The organism is Paenibacillus sp. FSL R7-0128 (genome assembly GCF_038002245.1).
In the GTDB taxonomy this organism is placed as follows: Bacteria; Bacillota; Bacilli; order Paenibacillales; family Paenibacillaceae; genus Paenibacillus_AQ; species Paenibacillus_AQ silagei.
Window position 1 is genome coordinate 2,491,172 of sequence record NZ_JBBOCD010000001.1, and the last position, 17,822, is coordinate 2,508,993.

General features: G+C 55.6%; 16 protein-coding genes. 10 read left to right on the forward strand and 6 right to left on the reverse strand.

Going from position 1 to position 17,822, the window contains the following annotated elements; all coding sequences use genetic code 11:
* The first annotated feature begins 109 nt into the window (after positions 1-109).
* Entirely contained in the window at positions 110-298 is a 189-nt protein-coding gene (locus NST26_RS10180) for a hypothetical protein (protein WP_340979087.1), read from the forward strand.
* A gap of 503 nt (positions 299-801) precedes the next feature.
* On the opposite strand, the gene NST26_RS10185 is transcribed toward NST26_RS10180, so the two are convergent.
* On the reverse strand, positions 802-1,788 hold the full coding sequence (locus tag NST26_RS10185) for a zinc dependent phospholipase C family protein (RefSeq protein WP_340954390.1): 987 nt from the start codon (positions 1,786-1,788) through the stop codon (positions 802-804).
* Between the two features lie 223 nt (positions 1,789-2,011).
* Here NST26_RS10185 and NST26_RS10190 point away from each other — a divergent pair, with 223 nt between their 5' ends.
* Together NST26_RS10190 and NST26_RS10195 are read left to right on the forward strand one after the other, a co-directional pair.
* Positions 2,012-3,028 carry an AraC family transcriptional regulator gene (locus NST26_RS10190; RefSeq protein WP_340979088.1) on the forward strand — a complete coding sequence of 339 codons (1,017 nt, stop codon included), beginning with the start codon at positions 2,012-2,014 and terminating at the stop codon, positions 3,026-3,028.
* 123 nt (positions 3,029-3,151) lie between these two features.
* Positions 3,152-3,946 carry an SDR family NAD(P)-dependent oxidoreductase gene (locus NST26_RS10195; protein WP_340979089.1) on the forward strand — a complete coding sequence of 265 codons (795 nt, stop codon included), beginning with the start codon at positions 3,152-3,154 and terminating at the stop codon, positions 3,944-3,946.
* 87 nt (positions 3,947-4,033) lie between these two features.
* On the opposite strand, the gene NST26_RS10200 is transcribed toward NST26_RS10195, so the two are convergent.
* From NST26_RS10200 to NST26_RS10220, 5 genes are all read right to left on the reverse strand, one after another.
* Positions 4,034-4,513 carry a GNAT family N-acetyltransferase gene (locus tag NST26_RS10200; protein ID WP_076078214.1) on the reverse strand — a complete coding sequence of 160 codons (480 nt, stop codon included), beginning with the start codon at positions 4,511-4,513 and terminating at the stop codon, positions 4,034-4,036.
* The gene (locus NST26_RS10205) at positions 4,513-6,324 is read right to left on the reverse strand and encodes a family 20 glycosylhydrolase (RefSeq protein WP_340979090.1); all 1,812 of its coding nucleotides are present in this window, start codon (positions 6,322-6,324) and stop codon (positions 4,513-4,515) included. The genes NST26_RS10200 and NST26_RS10205 overlap by 1 nt, the downstream gene beginning before the upstream one ends.
* Positions 6,321-7,085 (reverse strand): SIS domain-containing protein, encoded by a 765-nt coding sequence (locus NST26_RS10210; RefSeq protein WP_339313497.1) that lies wholly within the window; start codon positions 7,083-7,085, stop codon positions 6,321-6,323. Before NST26_RS10210 ends, NST26_RS10205 begins: the two co-directional genes overlap by 4 nt.
* 312 nt (positions 7,086-7,397) lie before the next feature.
* Positions 7,398-8,261: an IS3 family transposase gene (locus NST26_RS10215; protein WP_340979074.1), complete on the reverse strand. Its 864-nt coding sequence runs from the start codon at positions 8,259-8,261 to the stop codon at positions 7,398-7,400.
* A gap of 11 nt (positions 8,262-8,272) precedes the next feature.
* Positions 8,273-8,590 carry a transposase gene (locus tag NST26_RS10220; protein WP_036725045.1) on the reverse strand — a complete coding sequence of 106 codons (318 nt, stop codon included), beginning with the start codon at positions 8,588-8,590 and terminating at the stop codon, positions 8,273-8,275.
* A gap of 419 nt (positions 8,591-9,009) precedes the next feature.
* Between NST26_RS10220 and NST26_RS10225 the strand changes: the two genes are divergently transcribed.
* From NST26_RS10225 to NST26_RS10255, 7 genes are all read left to right on the forward strand, one after another.
* Positions 9,010-9,864, forward strand: coding sequence for a carbohydrate ABC transporter permease (locus NST26_RS10225; RefSeq protein WP_083684876.1), 855 nt, complete (start codon positions 9,010-9,012; stop codon positions 9,862-9,864).
* Positions 9,865-9,931: 67 nt separating this feature from the next.
* A complete protein-coding gene (locus NST26_RS10230; protein WP_051478036.1) occupies positions 9,932-10,720 on the forward strand; it encodes a carbohydrate ABC transporter permease in 789 nt (262 codons plus the stop codon).
* Positions 10,721-10,835: 115 nt separating this feature from the next.
* Positions 10,836-12,197, forward strand: a complete 1,362-nt coding sequence (locus NST26_RS10235) for an ABC transporter substrate-binding protein (RefSeq protein WP_340979091.1) — start codon at positions 10,836-10,838, stop codon at positions 12,195-12,197.
* A 126-nt stretch (positions 12,198-12,323) separates the two neighbouring features.
* On the forward strand, positions 12,324-14,150 hold the full coding sequence (locus NST26_RS10240) for a sensor histidine kinase (RefSeq protein ID WP_340979092.1): 1,827 nt from the start codon (positions 12,324-12,326) through the stop codon (positions 14,148-14,150).
* A complete protein-coding gene (locus NST26_RS10245) occupies positions 14,143-15,786 on the forward strand; it encodes a response regulator transcription factor (protein ID WP_340979093.1) in 1,644 nt (547 codons plus the stop codon). Before NST26_RS10240 ends, NST26_RS10245 begins: the two co-directional genes overlap by 8 nt.
* On the forward strand, positions 15,780-16,559 hold the full coding sequence (locus tag NST26_RS10250) for a glucosamine-6-phosphate deaminase (protein WP_209874542.1): 780 nt from the start codon (positions 15,780-15,782) through the stop codon (positions 16,557-16,559). The genes NST26_RS10245 and NST26_RS10250 overlap by 7 nt, the downstream gene beginning before the upstream one ends.
* Positions 16,556-17,731, forward strand: coding sequence for an N-acetylglucosamine-6-phosphate deacetylase (locus NST26_RS10255; protein ID WP_340979094.1), 1,176 nt, complete (start codon positions 16,556-16,558; stop codon positions 17,729-17,731). The genes NST26_RS10250 and NST26_RS10255 overlap by 4 nt, the downstream gene beginning before the upstream one ends.
* The last annotated feature ends 91 nt before the right edge of the window (positions 17,732-17,822 follow it).

Sequence of the window (17,822 nt, forward strand, 5' to 3'; positions counted from 1 at the left end):
GGAGGACAAGGGAGGACTGGGGAAGAACGGGGAGGACTAGGGCAATAAGGTTAAAGGAAGCGTGGAGCGGGTATAAATGAGGTATCAGGAATGAAGGAGGTATAAGGAGATGAGCAAAGATCTGCCGCCCGAGGTTCCGCCGAAGGTTGTCCCCGATGTGAAGCCGGATATCCTCCCGGAGCCGGTTGTGATCCCGCCGGAGGTTGTGCCGGAGAAGCATCCCGAAATCGCACCGCCGGAGCAGCCGGATATGGTGCCGCCGGCCCCGCCCGAGATTCTTCCGAATGATCCGCTGTAAGCTGGAATGCTGTCTGACAGAAGGATAATGTATAGATGGTGCTGAGCGCCCGGGGAACCGGGCGTTTTTATGATTATATAGGAAACTATAGTTTCCTGCTGCTGTGGAAAAGGTGAGTGTAAATTTGTGGATATGAGTTCTTGGAAAGAAGGCTGAATGTATGTGAAAAACAGCATACATTGTGTTCGCGAGCAGGAGGGGCGTTCGGACAAGCAAGAAGTCACTGTAAAGGGAAATAGGTGGATTTTGTACACTTGCTGATGACCAAAAGTCCTCTGCTGCACCAATAGTTGGAATAACAACACTTAATTCGCACATATCCTCCAAAGTAGCGAAAAGTAACTGGAATAAATGTACAAAATGCACTTCTTACCCGATATTCTTGAGAAACCGGCGAAATTAAGATACGTTTTTCCAATTGTTTGCGGCAGGCAGCCGTCTCCTCAGCTGGAAAAGGGTTCGGCGGTAATAGAGACGTTGGCTGACGTTTGGCAGGCCCAACCTCAACTCCCAGGGAGACTTGTCCAGATCGGCTCGGCGTATTGATTCTGCAGATTCATGCTGCAATCCTTGCCGGTATCGTAGGAGCGGTTGCCCAGTGCCAGTGTGAACTGCTCAAGCTTGCGGCTTGCCGCAGCGGAGTCCTCCGTACACTCCAGCCAATCGGTAAGCGCTCCGAGCACCGTCCGTCCTTCCGCAAGGGCTGCCTCCCACAGCTCCCACACAGATTCGGTCTGCACCTCGGAATATAGTGCGGGATGCCGCCACCGGGAGTGCCGCTCATTCAGATAATCCAGCCGTTCCTCGCGGGCAGTGAGCTTCCGTGAGAACAACCGGCGGGTCCGGCCCCAGGTTATAGCCTTCTTCCAGCCCTTCGGATCATAAAGGCATTTCTGAGCCAGCACCATATCGCGGTACGCGCTCTGCCAGATCTCTGCGGGCAGCAGATCCATAGTCTCCGGGTAATGCTTAAGGGCGGTGGCATGAAGAATGCGATGAACCGGCTCAGGCAGCCGGGCACCTGTGTCAATTGTAGCCCAGGCAGCGTGCTGCCAGGTGTTCATCCCGTGCAGCCGCTTCATGAACAAAGTGTCCAGGTCAATCTCAAACCGCTGATGGGCACGGTACTTATAGCCCGCCTTCCAGTTAATATAGGGATGGAGGTTGCGGTCCAGCAGATGATGGGTCAGGAAACCGAGGAAATAGAGCTGGGCCTGGGCCGCTTCCGTTCCTTCAAGTCTCCGGGCAGCCTCCCAGAAATCAACAAGTACAGGCCCGCAGCTCTGTGTATGCATCTGGTCTCCGAGATGAAGTGCCCCGGTATCTCGTCTCCAAGGAAGAAAGCTGTGATATAACAGGAAATCCGGACCCTGACAGCCGAGATTATAGAGCCGCGGCTGTTGTTCCAGCAGGTGGAGACACGGGAAACGGCTGCTGAATTCTCTGGCCAGCTGCTGACCGAATTCGATATGCATCCAAATATTGGGCATGATTGATCCTCCTACTAGTTATGATGGATACCATGCAGTGATAATCTAATCCATTGTAATGCCTATATGTTAAAACTAAATAAGAAATATGTGTGAAATTAGGCAGAGCTGTACATTCCCGTACATTAAGGTAGACATGATCACGGGCACAAGAGTATTCTTATATGGCCTTAAGACAACCATAACACTGTAATATGCAACTGGCAAAAGGAGGCCCATACCTATGAAGTCCCGTTCCTCTGAACGCGTTAAAATGCCTCCGGGATTCTGGACAGGAATAAGCCGCCTGGGGATTGCTGCCCGCGACGTAGCCCGCCAGGCACAGCTCCCTGTAACGATAACAACAGAAGCCACGGTTACCACTGCCCAATATTTCGCAATCTGGCAGGCGTATTCCGAGCTCGCCGGGGATCTTGCGTCAGGCATTACCAGGCTTGCGGCCGCCTTTGACACCGCGCAGTATCCTCCCGCCGTATTAGCGACGTATCACGCCCGTGACTACCGCGATGCCTTGCACCGTATGGTCAGGTACAAACAGATGTGTCCGCCCGAAAGCCTGCGGATGACTGAGGAGAACGGGCAGTGCACCATAGAACTGGAGTGGGGGCCTACAGGGCTGCCCGGTCCGCCGGTGCTGGCGGGGATCACGCTGGCTTTTCTCTTGGAGCTTGGAAGAAAGGGGACGGGTCAGCCCTTGAAAGCGCAGGCCGCTGAATTTGTCCACTCCATGGGCGATGAACAAGTGCTCGAAGCTTATTTCGGCTGCGCGATTCAAACGGGCGGGAAGTATAACCGATTGACCCTGCTGCAAAGCCATCTGGACCTTCCCTTTGTTTCGTATAACAAAGAACTGCTGGAGATTCTTGCTCCCGCACTGGACCGCTCACTCGACGAACAGCTTGGCAGCTTCTCTGTATCCGGGAGGGTCAAGGTGATCATTGCACACTGTCTCGCTGGTGGATGTCCCGACCTCCAGACAGTGGCGAAGGAGCTTACGATGAGCGGGCGGACCTTGCAGCGCCGGCTGACTGACGAGAAGACGACCTTCAAGCAGCTATTGACACAAGTCAGACATGAGCAGGCACGGGAGTACTTGGCAAATCCTTCGCTTGATCTTCAAGAGGTGGCGTTTCTGACCGGGTATGAGGATCAGAACTCTTTCTTCCGTGCCTTCCGCCATTGGGAAGGGGTTACGCCTTCACAGTGGCGTGCGGAGCACCTGAATGCACGAATTTGCTGAGCTGTAACTTTTGGCGTGTCCGGCAAGAAGCTTGGCGTAAGGTGCTAGTTACTGAACGATCCCAACAAGATAATATAATCACTATCCGCAACACAACAAGATATGAATAAGGAGAAGTGCATTATGGAGATGGGATTACACAATACAACAGCACTAGTTACAGGATCAACGAAGGGTATAGGAAAAGCCATCGCCATAGAGCTTGCTAAGGAAGGCGTCAACGTGCTGGTCAATGGGCGGAATAGGGAAGAGGCAGAACAGATTGTCCGTGAATTGAAGCTGAATTACCCGGCCACCGCTCCTCAGAATGCCGCAGCCGATCTTGCCGATCCTGAACAAAGACAAGCCTTATTCGCCCAATTCCCCAGCGTTGATATTCTGATCAACAGTATGGGCATTTATGAATTGATGCAGTATGAGGAAGTGGCCGATGACATCTGGGAGAAGTATTTCCGCACGAATGTGCTGGCTGCAAACGGATTAACGAAATTATATTTACCTGGAATGTTGAGGAGGAATTATGGCCGTGTGATCTTCATTGCCAGCGAAGAGGCGGTCATGCCCTCAGGACAAATGCCTCAATATGCGATGACCAAATCCATGCTGCTCTCCCTGTCCAAAAGTATCTCTAAAGTGACAGCAGGAACAGAGGTTACAGTGAATACCATCATGCCCGGACCAACACTCTCTGAAAAAGTGCATCACATCATTGAGGGAATGTATCCTGACGAAGATTTAACTTTTGCAGAAAAAGAGCAGAAATTCATGGCGGCCAATCTGCCGCAATCGGAATTACAGCGTTTCATCAAGCCGGTGGAAATCGGCAGGCTGGCTGCCTTCGTATGCAGTCCTTATGCGGCGGCCTTTAAAGGTTCTCCCATCCGCATGGATGGAGGGATGGTGCCGACTATATATTGATGGAGGTGTACATGCTCAACAGCAAACAGCGGCACCCGGGACGGTTAAGCCCCGGAGTGCCGCTGTTTTGCTGCATCAGGGCCGATTTCAGCCCAGTTTGATCATGTCACGGAATACCCCGGGAAAAGAATCAGGGATCGCTATCGCACCGACGGTCTTCTCATAGAACGGCTGTGCGTCCTCGACCCAGCCGATGACGGCGTAGCCGTAGCCGTTCTGGTGCATCGCGGACAGGCATTCCAGCAGCAGGGCCTTCCCGATGCCCAGCCCCCGGTAATCGTCCAGCACGCCGGTCGGGCCGAAGAAGTTCTTCATTACAACCTCGTGACAGGCGAAGCCGATCACCTCGCCTTGCTTCACTGCGATATAGCAGTGGACGGGCAGGTGGGCGAAGGCTACCTCGCATTCATTCCGCCAGCTCTCCGTGAAATGGCGGCCGACAAAATCCACAATGGCCTGCTTATCTCCGGTCATCGCCCGTTTAATAACAATGCCTTGTCCACGCAGACGCTCCAGCAGCGCCCCGTTGTCCGGCAGATCGTACAGCTTCACAAGCATATCAGGCATCAGCTATCCCCCGCTTTCTGTTCTATGATCTCAAGATCGGTAATCATGGCATGCAGGTCTGCTTCAAACAGTTCCGGCCGGTAGAAGCGGGAGCGGATGAACAGCTCCGCCATCTGTGGCGGAAGCAGCTCGGCAAGCACGGTCTGCATTCTTAGCTTGGCTCTCCGCAGATCTCCGTATCCGCTCCTGTATTTGTCCCGGAGGAAGGTCAGCACTTCCTCACTGTCCGGCGACATCGCGCCCCGGAAGAGGAAGGTATGCAACGGGGAACGGCGCTGCGCCGGAATCTCATACTGGATCATGGCGTCGATCAGCTCGGCGGTCAAGCGGTTCTTCCTCACCTCAGGCAGCAGTTGCGGGATCAGGGCATAATAGTCGGTTACCGCATAATCTGCCCATTCTTCCCCGCTAAGGAGAGCGGCGGGCAGTCCGTGGAAGCGGTGCAGAAACCGGACCAGGTAGGTAGAGAGATCTGCCCCGGAATTCCAGCTCTGCTCTGCGGCCAGGAAGGCCGGATAACGTGAGGTCTCGAACAGCCCGTAAGGACTGCCCAGCGAGAACGGGCAACCCCAATTCGTATGAATAATGCCGCCCAGCTGCTCGGAGCGGGCGAGCTCAATCCAGTCCAGCACATTCTTGACCCGGTTATGGATGACCGGATAATTCTGGTCCCCGTTATCATCCCAGCAGCGGACAGAGGAAGCGCCGAGAGTCTCGATGCCCGCATCCCGCAGCTTATGGAGAATCAGCCGGGCATCGGCCTTCATCCGGTGTCCGCCATAGATCCAGACGACGACTACAATCCGTTTGTCCAGCGCCGCAATCTCTTCCGCAGTAGCGTGCATAATCATATCATGCCAGATCATCGGCTGCTTGCCAAGGCTGACCGTCTTCTCCGCCAGTTGATTGACGAAGCGGATGAACGAAGCCTCCGGGGTAAGCCCGGACCGCTTGCAGTCTTCACAGGTGCCGAGGGTCCAGACCTCATCGCAGCCCAGGTGAAGATAGTCGCTGTGGGGATGCAGGGCAGCCACTTCCTCCAGAATGCCGGCCATCATCTCGAAGGAGCCTGGGCGGTGCGGGCACAGCTCCGAGACTGTCTCCGGAACCTCGCGCAGACCGATATAAGCCGGATGCTTCAGGATATATTCCAGATGGCCGAAGGACTGCTGCTTCGGAATCACGGTGACGAAGTGGTCATGTGCGGCCTTCAGCAGCCGCTGGTGTTCTTCTTCGCTGAAGGCAAGCTCAGGATGGCGCAGGAAGCCCAGCTTACGGAAGGGCAGCTTGTCTTCATATTCAATGACCAGCGTATTGATCTTATAATCGGCCAGCTCCGCGATATACTCCAGGATATGCTCATAGGTCGGATAGACCGTGCGCAGATCGAGATAATCGCTGCGCAGCTTCAGCTCCGCCCAGTCGGCAACCGTAAGTGCAGGCACAGTGCCTTTGCCGGAGGTTATCAGCTGCTCCAGCGTCTTAATGCCGTAGAACAGGCCGGACGCACTAAGCGCATACAGCTCAATCCGGTCCGTGTCTGTAATCAGCACGTAGCCGTCATGCTTGCCCTCAACCCGCCGGGCCATCAGCGGGTTGAGCGGGGTACCGCCCGTGACCAGGGAGAATACACCGCTGCCGTCATGCGTAGTACGCACCGTCACCTCTGTGAATATCCTTTGCGCTGCCGTGAGCAGCCGGACATCCTTCACGGGGAGCTGAAGCTGCACCGTCCAGCCGCGAATACCGCTGACCGGCTCCGGTCCCCGGCTCTGCACCACCTGAGGCTCAGGAATCAGCTGAAGGTTCATAGCCAGCGGACCCGGCCTTTGAAGCGTTCAATGAAGCGGTTATTCCACTCATCCCCGCCGGGAGCGTTACCGCTGCGCCAGACCGGCACCTCGATCCCTTTCGCTCCGAGATAGGCCGCTGTAGTCATCATCAGGGAATTGAGCAGAAAAGCGTTGGCGAAGGTGGAGGTCGAACCCATCTTCGGTTCAATCCCGTCAATATGCAGCGCAGCGTCACCGGGCTTCACCTTGCTGTCCAGGACATAGTCGCACAGCTCATACAGATTCTGCCCTGAAGGGTGGCGGGCAATATGATCCTTAGGCGTAGCTTCAGCATGACCGACCGAAGTAACGGCAATCGTTGTGACTCCCCGGCGCCGGGCTTCTACAGCCGCATCGACACAGGCGGTGTTAATGCCGTAAGCATTGGCAAGAATCAGAATATCGCCCTCGCCTAGCCGGTTGTCTTCAATAACAAGCGTTCCGTAGCCGGGAGTGCGTTCAACGGCCATCGAGCGCAGGGCGCCGTTTGAGATCATTGTGCCTTCATCTAATATGGCGCTAATATGCATCAGGCCGCCGGCGCGGAAGAAGACCTCAGTCGCATTCATATTGGAATGGCCGCCCGGGCCGTAGAGGTAGACCAGCTTGTCCTGTGCGATATGATCCGCAAGCAGCTCTGCCACCTGCTGCAGCTTGTCCTGCGGTTCGTTCCGGATCTCATTCAGCAGCTCAACAATAGTATCCATATAAGCGGACATAATATCTGGCTTGGCGTTCATCTGGATTCCTCCTAAAAGTTTATAAGTACAAGCCCGTGTGTGCTTGCCTAGAAGATAACAAAGCGGGCAAACCAAGTAAATCAACTATTTTGCGCAAATCTGCACCGTTTTTGACCGATTTGGCCAACCGGATGTCATAGAGCAGCATCAGATGTAATCTGTGAATAGGATCAGATCCCTGAGGTTCCGTAAAATGAAACTGCACCGGCCGATGAGTTTGCTTCTAACGGACCTGAGAGCCCCTACTCCCTGGAAAACGCCACTTTTTGCGGTTTAACGGACGGAGTGGACTTCTGTCAAGAAAGTAGACTGTTACGCAACGGATTTTTTAGTGAATTGCTTAGCAAAGCGGGCGGGGGAAAGATACCCCAGTGAGCTGTGCATTCGCTTGCGATTGTAATAGAACTCAATGTATTGGAAAATAGCATCATATGCCTGTTCCGGGTTTTTGAAGCGCGGATTACAGTAGATGAGCTCTTTCTTTAAAATACTGTGCCAAGACTCAATGCAGGCGTTATCGTAACAGTTTCCTTTACGGCTCATGCTGGATTTCATGTGGTATGTCTTTAGTTGGTCGACATATTCTTTTGAGGTATATTGAGACCCTCGGTCAGAGTGGTGCAGTAGGCCCTCGCCGGGTCGCTTCGCCGTGTACGCCGCCTGCAGCGCGTCTAAGACCAGGCTCGTCTCCATATGGTTATACAGCCGCCACCCTACAATTTCTCGCGTGCATAGATCCATGACGCTAGCTAGGTATAAGCGACCTCCACGACAAGGGATATACGTGATGTCGGTGACCCATACGGTGTTGGGCTTAAGCACCTTAAACTCTTGGTTCAGTGTGTTTGGTGCAATGGGATTATTATGCTTGGAATCGGTCGTCTGCACACGGTATGGCTTAGATACAATAGAGCGGAGCTTCATTTCTCGCATGTACACACTCACTGTGCGTTCCGTGACCGTATAGCCTTCCTGATGCAGCAGGCGGGTGATCTTCGGACTTCCATACCGTTTTTGATGGTCGTCAAAATGGTACCGGATTCGCTCCATAACGGCAGCCTTGCGGAGGGCTTGCACACTGACTTTGGCGTTCAGCCACTTGTAATATCCGCTCCTGGATACCTGTAGGGTACTGCACATCTTCTCCAAGCGAAACGCGGAGCGATGGTCCTTCATGAACTGGAATCTTAGTTCCTTGGTTTGCTGAAGATGTGCACTGCTTTTTTTACGATTGCTAATTCTTCCTCTGTATCGGCAAGTCGACTGTCTTTCTCTTGGAGCTGACGGCGCATCTCTTGGAGCTCGGCTTCGAGTTCCCGTACCCGATCCATACTGGCTACCGGTTCATTCTTTAGCTCCCGGTATTGCCCCATCCACTGGTGCAGCGTACTTTTCGGAATGTCCAGCTCTTGCGCGATGTCCCCTATGCTCTTCGTCTGCTCTTGAATGAACTTTACCGTTTGCTTCTTATATTCTTCGTTATACCGTTGTCGTTTTTCTCCCATAGGGATGCACCTCCGTTGCCCTTATTATCCCTCCGTCCGTTAACTGTCGTCTACTTTCAATTCTAATCCCAGAGTAGCCCTTATCGTCTCTCTATAAGATGTTTTCAAGTAGAAATTCCAAGAATAAGGACCATAGGGTCCGTTCCTTGGCCAAAGTGGAGACTTTCATCCGGAATAAGCGCGCCTCAGTCCGTTATGCCGGGCCAGACGCTCTAATGGACAACTCCCGTCAGCGGCAGGTAAAAATTTTTCTGAACGGGTCAGGATCGTGACTTATGTAAAATTCTTTGCTTTTCTATAATGAGAGATAAGATCACGCAAGAGGGGGGACAGAGCCTTTGAAGACGTCAGTTACCTTACCGCAGTCCCATCAGACACCAACCGCCGGCAGCAGAAAAAGAAAACGGATAGAAGCGGGGATGGGCTACTTTTTCACCGGTCCCATGCTGCTGGGGGTGCTGGTATTTACGCTTATTCCGATGATATTCTCCTTCATGCTCAGCTTCACCAAATGGTCGTTCGTTACCGGGTTTGATAAGATCCGCTGGAGCGGCCTCGATAATTTCCGCCAGCTGTTCCAGGATGAGGTGTTCCTGAAGTCGCTGGGCAATAACTTCATTATGCTGCTGGCCGTACCCGTCGGGATGGCGATCGCGCTGATCCTCGGGGTAATTATCACGAGTCATGTATATGCGCCGGGTGCCTTCAAGGTCATCTACTTCATGCCCCAGATATCCAGTGTAGTTGCTGTGGCGGTAGTGTGGCAGGTACTCTTCCATCCTTCGTACGGTCCGGTCAATGGTTTCCTGTCGGCGATCGGGGTGGACAATCCGCCCAAATGGCTGGCCGATCCAACGTATGCGCTTCCATCGGTCATGCTGCTTATGATCTGGATTGACCTTGGGGTCTCGCTGATTATCTACATTGCCGGGATCAAGAATATCCCTGCCGATCTGTATGAAGCGGCGACGATTGACGGCGCCTCCAAGCTCGCCCAGTTCCGCTCCATTACCTTTCCGCTGCTGACGCCGACGACCTTTTTCCTGCTCGTGACCGGCATTATCGGCAATTTCAAATCCTTCGCCCTGGTCAAGGTGCTGACGGACGGCGGACCGGCTAACTCCACTTCTGTCGTAGTGTACGATATGTACCAGACCGCATTTGTCGATCTTCAGACCGGTTATGCTTCATCCATGGTCATGATTCTGTTCGTCATCGTGCTTGCCATTACCGGCCTGCAGTGGCTGGGACAGCGTTATTGGGTCAATTACTAGATAAGGGAGGCACATACCTGTGAGAATAGGCAATCTGGACTGGGGAAAAGCCATCATCACCCTGATCATGGCACTGCTGGGCATTGTGTTTCTGCTCCCTTTTATATGGATGCTGTCCGCTTCGCTCAAGCCTGAGGCCGATGTGTTCAAATATCCGATCGAATGGATTCCGCAGACATGGAGAGCGGCGTTCAACTATCATTCCGTCTGGTTCGGCAAAGCAAACTTCACCCTGTATTACTGGAACTCGATTAAAGTCACGGCGCTCACGACACTTCTCTCCGTAGCGGTGTCCAGCATGGCGGCCTATGGCTTCACCAAAATCCGCTTCCCCGGCAGAAATGCACTGTTCGTACTGGTGCTGGCCACTTATATGATTCCTGCGGAAGCCACGCTGGTGCCGCTGTTCATTATCTTCCGCTCCACCGGCCTGTACGATACGCATCTGGGCCTGATCCTGCTTGGCGGGTTCAGCGTGCTGGGCACCTTTCTGCTCCGCCAGTTTTTTGCCTCACTCTCGAATGAGTATATCGAATCGGCGCAGATCGACGGCGCGGGACATATCCGTATCTTCCTCTCGATTCTGTTCCCGCTGGTCCGTCCCGCCATTGCCACTTATGCCATTCTGCGGTTCATCTGGACCTGGAATGATTTTCAGACGCCGCTGGTCTTCCTGAACAGCAAGACACTCTATACGCTTCAGCTTGGCATGAATGCCTTCGCTGACCGCAACGGCGCCTTCTATTCGCTTATCATGGCGGCTTCGGTCTCGGCGATTGTCCCGCTGCTGGTCGTGTTCATCCTCGGGCAGAAACAGGTAATCGAAGGTATTTCCTTGGGGGGGGTGAAGGGGTGAGGGCTGGCAAGTTCCCGGAAGCTGCATAACCGGAAGGCAGGCGGGCGGATAGGACGGTCAGGATGTGCATGAGAACTGCATGGAACTGTAGACCACATTAGAAGGGGTGTTAGTTATGAAAAAGAATGTGTTCGCTCTGGTATGGATCATCGTGCTTCTGGTAGCCCTGGCGGGCTGCGGCAACTCAAACAACACAAATGGTGCATCTCCCACTTCCGGCAGCACGGCTGCACCGGAGGTGGGGGAGAGTGCCGCACCTTCAGCAGAACCGGTAACGATCAAAGTCGCCAACTGGTCGCCTGCGGCGGATATGGAACCGATTCTGCAGGCATACGAGGATTCCCATCCGGGAATTACACTGGAATACGTGGAGCTGGCTGACAACGGTGATTCAGTGGCCGGAATGAAGAAGCTGGATCTGCTCGTTGCATCCGGCGAGAACCTGGATGTGGTATTCATGCCGGGGGCAACCGATTATTCACAGCGTGCCGGACTCGGACTGCTGGCTCCGCTGAATGACCTGATCAGCAAGGAAGGCATCACGCTGACAGATGAGTATACGGTTGATCCGTCCGTTGACGGTAAAGTGTATGCCCTGCCGGATACGCTGGAGAATTATTTCGTCCTGCTGAACAAGGACAAGCTGGATGCGGCGGGCTTAGCCGTTCCCACCGAATGGAGCTGGGACGATTACCTTGATTACGCAGCTAAGCTGACCAGCGGCACCGGGCCGTCCAAGACCTTCGGTACGTATTTCCATACCTGGGCTATGTACTGGGAGCTGGCCGTCATCAACCAGGAGAAGGACAATAATCTGGTCAACAACGGTGTCGTAAACATCGATAGTGCGGGTATCCGCCAGTCCCTGGAGCTGCGCAGCAAGGCAGAGGCATCGGGAGTAGCGGTGCCGTATGCCGACACCATCTCCCAGAAGCTCGCGTACCGCTCGGAATTCTTCACCGGACATGCCGCGATGATCGTGACCGGCAACTGGATGATCGGCGAAGCAGGCGGGTCGGAAGAATTCCCTGCAACCTTCACTACCGCGTTCGCTCCGATGCCGTCCAATAGTGCCGGACAACCTGCAGGAGTCAGCATTGCCAATGGCAACTATGTAGGCATCCTGGAGAAGTCGGGACATCAGCAGGAAGCCTATGATTTCATCCGCTGGTACTCCACAGAGGGCGAGCAGATGCAGAATGTATATTCCGCGTGGAAGAAGCAGGATGTGGACAAGTTCATTGCCGGCGTCAAATCGGGTGCCATGAGCCCCGACAAGATTGACGAAGCCTCACTGGCCTATGTAATTAAGAATGCCAAGCCCGCACCGCTCAGCGTGCCGCCGACCTATCAAGGCGAACTGGAAACAGCCTTTACCAAAGAAACCGAGCTGTACATCCTGAAACAGCAGGATCTGGAGACTACCATCAAGAAGGCGCAGGCTGAGCTGCAGAAGATTGTAGACGCCAACAAGTAAAAAATTGGAAGCGCTGAATAGCCCTTTTTTACCCGGAATAATAGATTGAAATGAGCTGCTGGAGGCGGAAAGCTGATATGATAGAGGCATAGAAAACGATAGTCTGATTGTGAAGGAGGATTGCCATTGCTGCCTAGAGGATGGAGACTCGGTTTTCGCAATAAGCTGCTCGTCGCTTCTCTGCTCTGTCTGCTGCTTCCCGCCTCTATTACCTTGTATATCTCCAATTCCTACACCGAGCATATCCTCCGCTCCCAGGTGATTCAGAATGAACGCCGTTCGCTGGAGCAGGAGAGCCTATATATCTCTAACCTTCTCAGCAATATGGTGCTGGTGGCGAATTATATCCAGTTCGACCCCGGCATCACTCTTATTCTCAAAGAAAACTGGCAGCGCAATAAGCTGCACGAGCCTGATACTGCCAAGCACATTCTCGATTTCAAAGAGGTTACGGACAAGCTGAACAGCGTCACTTCCATGATGGAAAAAACGTTCGTCACCGTCCTCACCTCAGATGGACAATATTATTCAAACTATGCTTACGCCAAGCTGGATATCGGCGCACTGCTGAAGCAGCCCTGGATGGAACAAGCCCGCCGGCAGCCTGCCTTCGAGCTGTATTGGGCGGGTGTGCTTGCCAACTATAATCCGACCGCTGCCCCAAGCAGCCCGCAGGTGCTGACCATTGCCAGGAATCTCAAGCTGTCCTCCAATTCAACCTATGCTACCTTGATCATCAGCATCGCCGAGAGCCGGATCAGCCAGATTTTTAATGACAACCGGCAGGGCCAGGAGACGCTGCTGATTGCGCCTGACGGAACCGTTCTTGCCGCCAGGGACAAGACCCGGCTGGGCCGGCCGTTCGCGCTTATGGATGCTGTGAAGCATTCAGAAGGTTCCGGGTTTATGGATTACCGGGGCGAGCAATATCTGCTGAGCAGCCTGGAGATTCCTTACGGGAATTACCGGATTGTCAGCCTGTCGCCATACCGTGAGGCCGTGAGCCAGATCAGTGCCACCCACCGCTGGAGCAGTGCCGTGCAGATCGTATCAGGCGCTTTTTTCCTGCTGATTCTGGTTCTGCTGGTCCGGCAGTTCACGAAGCCGGTGATCCGGCTGGATCAGGTGGCAGCACGGGTGGACAGAGGAGAGCTGGGCATCCGTTCAGGCGTCCGCGGCTATGACGAGATCGGACGGCTGGGCAAGTCCTTCGACCATATGCTGGACCGGGTGGAGCGGATGATTATCCAGATCAAGGTGGAGCAGGCGCAGAAGCGCAAGGCCGAGCTGGCCATGCTGCAATCGCAGATCAATCCCCATTTCCTGTTCAATATTCTGAATTCGATCCGCCTGCGCATCATGATGCGGGGCGATGAGGAGAATGCGGAGCTGCTGTTCTCGCTCTCCCGGCTGCTGCGGATGACCATTCAGCAGCGGGACGAGTACACCACCCTGCATGATGAGCTGCATATTGTCAGGAGTTACGTGGAGCTGCTGAATTTCCGCCAGTCCGAGGAGGTGTCGCTGGATACAGACTGTACTTCGGAGAGCCTTGGCGTGAAGATCCCCCGATTCCTGCTGCAGCCGGTCATCGAGAATGCCTACATTCATGGTCTGCATCAGGAGAGCGGACGTATTCTGATCCGGACCCGGACGCAGGATCACCGGCTGCTCATCGAGATCGAAGACAACGGGCAGGGGATGGATGAGGTGACCCTGGACCGCCTGCGCGCCGAGTTAAGCTCTGAATGGCAAGAGAAGGAAGCGATGCCGTCCAGCAGATTGGCCCATATCGGCATGTCCAATGTCTATGAGCGGCTGTATCTGACTTACGGTGCAGCCTTCCAGATCACGATTGACAGCCTGCCCGGACAAGGGACGACCTTTCGGTTCGTGCTGCCTGAAGAGATTCCGGATCAAGGCTATGAAAGGGAGCGTGGAAGCGATGTATAGCGTAATGCTGGTGGATGATGATCAGCCGGTACTGGACTTTCTCTCGGCAATGATTCCTTGGGACGAGCTTGGATTAACGCTGCATTCGGCCTGCAAGAATGGTCTGGTTGCCCTGGAGAAAGCGCAGGCCGATATGCCCGATATTGTCATTACGGATATTGGCATGCCCTATATGGATGGTCTGGAGCTGATCCGCGAGCTGAAGCTACGCAGCGAAGAGCTGCGTGTGGTGGTGCTGTCCTGCATGGATGACTTCACGTACGCCCAGCAGGCGGTGAAGCTGATGGTGAGCGACTATATTCTGAAGGAGATGATCAGCCGCGAGCTGATTACCGGGCTGCTGCGGGAGCTGGGCGAGGATCTGCGCCGCAGGGATGCGGACAAAGCCCAGACGCTGAAGTGGAAAAGCATGGCCGAGCATCAGAAGGTGCTGCTGAAGCAAAGTGTGCTGCGGCGCATCGCTGCCCGCGAGCTGCCGGACAGCGAATGGCGGGCAGACGCCGCCGAGCTGGGAATTATGCCGGATCTCACGGCCCATGTAGCCGTGCTCTGCCGGATCAGCGGCAACGCCGGGGAGAATGAACCGGAGGAGCTTTCACTAATGTCATGGGTGGAATCCGCCGCCGAAGCCGTGCGGCAGGAGGATACCGCTGCCGTGTGCCTGCCTTACAGCGGCCGCGACTGTGTGCTGGTCTTCAGCGGCGGTATGGGCAATGGAGCGGACTCAGGCCATATCTCCATGCTGGGCAGGCTGCGTTCCGCCATTCAAGCGCTGCCGGGGGTTACGGCTTCCTTTCAATATTTATGTATACCGGCGGGCGGCGGGCATTTCCGGGAGGGGATTATTGATCTGCTTAGCCAAGGCCGCGAATATGCCTTCTATCTGAAGCCGGGAGAGCTGAGCGGTCTGAAGACGCTCCCGCCGTTCACGGAGGAGGATCTGTTCCTCTATTATGCCGAAGCCGCGCAGGAGATCCGTGAGGCCTTCCTGGAGGAAGCTGCCGACAGGCTTGCGGCCTTGCTGTCGAAATGGATGGATACCATCCGTGCCAGACGGTATGCGCCACGCCAGGTGAAGGAGTGGATGCTCAAGCTGCTCTACGATAACCAGATGCGTCTGATGGCCCGCCAGCAATACCAGTCCACCTTTTCGCTGGAGCTGCTGCATGATACCCTGACGGCCATTGATCATATGGATCATCTGGAGGAATGGTCTCAGCAGTTCTTCAGCGAACGCCTGCCGGTGATCCGGGAGATGTACCAGGAGACCCGCCGGGATGAGATCAAGAAGGTGAAGCAGTATGTAGACCGCCATCTGAACCGTAAAATCACCCTGGAGGAGGTGGCGGAATACACACATTTGAATTCGAGCTATTTCAGCCGCCTGTTCAAAAAAGAAACCGGAATGAGCTTCATCCACTATGTCACCCACACCAAAATGGAGCAAGCTAAAGAATGGCTGGACCAGTCTCCGCAAAGTGTTGAGCAGGTAGCGGAGCAGCTTGGATATGAGAATAAAAGCTATTTCACGAAGCTCTTCAAGCTGCATACAGGCACTACGCCCGGAGAGTTCCGGGGGGAGGAAGGCAGCCGGTCTGCACAGACATTAGGCACAAGGAGGCAATACCCATGCTGAGCATCAAACCGATTCATACGGAACTGTCGGGCGCCATGCTTGTCCGCGTATACAAGAACCGCTCGCAGCTCGGAGCTGCTGCCGGGCGTGAGGCAGCGGCGGCCATCCGGGCGCTGCTGGCCTCCAAGGCACAGGTGCGGATCGTGTTCGCCGCTGCACCCTCCCAGAATGAATTTCTTGCAGAGCTTGCCGCTGCGCCGGATCTGGACTGGAGCCGGATTACCGCGTTCCATATGGATGAATATATCGGCCTGCCGGCAGGCTCTCCGCAGAGCTTCGGCAGCTTCCTCCGGGAGGCGCTGTTCGGCAAGGTACGGCCGGGAACGGTCCATTATCTGAACCCTGCCGCCAGCCCGGAAGCCGAATGCAAGCGTTACGGACGGCTGCTGGCGGAAGCGCCGATCGATATCGTCTGCCTTGGCATCGGGGAGAATGGTCACCTGGCCTTCAATGATCCGCCCGTGGCAGATTTCAATGACCCGCTTCCTGTGAAGCTGGTGGTACTGGATGAGGTCTGCCGGAACCAGCAGGTGAATGACGGGTGCTTCCCCAGCCTGGCGGAAGTGCCGCAGCAGGCCTTAACGTTGACGATTCCGGTCCTGCTGTCTGCGCAATGGCTGTTCTGCATGGTGCCGGGCGCTTCCAAGCGCGGTGCGGTTACCCGCACACTGCATGAATCCATCTCCACGGCATGTCCGTCCACCATCTTGCGGGAGCACGGGGATTGCCGGATGTTCGTGGACACCGACTCCTTCGGGGCGGTCTTTTCATGAACATTGACGCACTGTATTACCGGACAGGCGAACCCGTTCGGGTTCACGTGGAGGATGGGGCGATTGCTGCCATTGAAGCCTTGGGCATACGGGAGCTGCCGCTGGAGGAACGAGAGGGGCTTCCAATTGTTGCGCCTGGCCTGGTGGATCTGCAGATTAATGGCTATGGCGGATATGATTTCAATCATCCGGCACTGGGGGCAGAGGATGTCAAGAAGGCGGTCCGCGCGGTGTGGCGGGAAGGGGTGACCGGCTTCTACCCGACTGTAATTACCGGCGCTCCGTATACGATTCTCGGAGCGATGCGGGCGATTGCCCGGGCCTGTGAGGAGGATGAGGCCAGCGCTGCGACGATCAAGGGCATCCATCTGGAAGGCCCGTTTCTCTCGCCGGAGGACGGTCCGCGCGGGGCACATGCGCTGGAGCATATCCGTCCGCCGGATACGGCCTTGTTCGACCAGTGGCAGGAGGCTTCGGGCGGGCGAATCTCCATTGTGACGCTGTCCCCCGAATGGGAGGGGAGCGCGGAATTCATCCGCCACTGCGTACGGCGGGGAGTGACGGTCTCCATCGGGCATACGTCAGCGGATGTTGCGCAGATTGCCGGGGCGGTTGCCGCCGGAGCACGGCTGTCCACGCATCTGGGCAATGGCGCGCATGCCGTGCTGCCGCGCCATCCGAACTACCTGTGGACCCAGCTCGCCGCAGATGAGCTGTGGTGCACATTGATCGCCGACGGCTTCCACCTCCCTGATGAGGTGCTGAAGGTGGCGATGAAGGTCAAGGGCCGGCGGGCGCTGCTGGTCAGCGATGCCGTTGCCCTCGCCGGGCTTGCGCCCGGCAGCTATGACACGCCGGTCGGCGGCCGTGTCGTGCTGACCCCGGCGGGCCGGCTGCATCTCGCCGACGAGCCCGGGCTGCTGGCGGGTTCGGCGCAGATGCTGCTGCGCCACATCGCGCGCCTTAGCGCCGCGGGCCTGGCCAGCCTGCCGGACGCCTGGGACATGGCGTCCGTGCATCCGGCAGGCTTCATGGCCCTGCCTGCGGCCGCGGGCCTGGCGGCCGGAGCGCCGGCGGATCTGGCGTTGATCCGCCGTACCGGGCCGGGTGGCGGCGGGCTTGCACTGACGGCGCTGTGCCAGGCCGGCGGCTGGGTGTACCGCCGGGAGTGAGCGGCGGTAAGGTGAGCACAGGCCCCCGGTTACGGGGGCCTGTTATGATTTGGAAGTGAATCGCTCAAGTTGAACGATTGCAGAGGGCGGG

Bases quoted from the DNA above. Each gene is read 5' to 3' on its own strand.
- NST26_RS10215 (WP_340979074.1), bottom strand. From the start codon at position 8,261: ATGAAGGACCATCGCTCCGCGTTTCGCTTGGAGAAGATGTGCAGTACC.
- NST26_RS10210 (WP_339313497.1), bottom strand. From the start codon at position 7,085: ATGAACGCCAAGCCAGATATTATGTCCGCTTATATGGATACTATTGTT.
- NST26_RS10250 (WP_209874542.1), top strand. From the start codon at position 15,780: ATGCTGAGCATCAAACCGATTCATACGGAACTGTCGGGCGCCATGCTT.
- NST26_RS10230 (WP_051478036.1), top strand. From the start codon at position 9,932: ATGGCACTGCTGGGCATTGTGTTTCTGCTCCCTTTTATATGGATGCTG.
- NST26_RS10220 (WP_036725045.1), bottom strand. From the start codon at position 8,590: ATGGGAGAAAAACGACAACGGTATAACGAAGAATATAAGAAGCAAACG.
- NST26_RS10190 (WP_340979088.1), top strand. From the start codon at position 2,012: ATGAAGTCCCGTTCCTCTGAACGCGTTAAAATGCCTCCGGGATTCTGG.
- NST26_RS10235 (WP_340979091.1), top strand. From the start codon at position 10,836: ATGAAAAAGAATGTGTTCGCTCTGGTATGGATCATCGTGCTTCTGGTA.
- NST26_RS10225 (WP_083684876.1), top strand. From the start codon at position 9,010: ATGGGCTACTTTTTCACCGGTCCCATGCTGCTGGGGGTGCTGGTATTT.
- NST26_RS10255 (WP_340979094.1), top strand. From the start codon at position 16,556: ATGAACATTGACGCACTGTATTACCGGACAGGCGAACCCGTTCGGGTT.
- NST26_RS10180 (WP_340979087.1), top strand. From the start codon at position 110: ATGAGCAAAGATCTGCCGCCCGAGGTTCCGCCGAAGGTTGTCCCCGAT.
- NST26_RS10245 (WP_340979093.1), top strand. From the start codon at position 14,143: ATGTATAGCGTAATGCTGGTGGATGATGATCAGCCGGTACTGGACTTT.
- NST26_RS10195 (WP_340979089.1), top strand. From the start codon at position 3,152: ATGGAGATGGGATTACACAATACAACAGCACTAGTTACAGGATCAACG.
- NST26_RS10205 (WP_340979090.1), bottom strand. From the start codon at position 6,324: ATGAACCTTCAGCTGATTCCTGAGCCTCAGGTGGTGCAGAGCCGGGGA.
- NST26_RS10185 (WP_340954390.1), bottom strand. From the start codon at position 1,788: ATGCCCAATATTTGGATGCATATCGAATTCGGTCAGCAGCTGGCCAGA.
- NST26_RS10200 (WP_076078214.1), bottom strand. From the start codon at position 4,513: ATGCCTGATATGCTTGTGAAGCTGTACGATCTGCCGGACAACGGGGCG.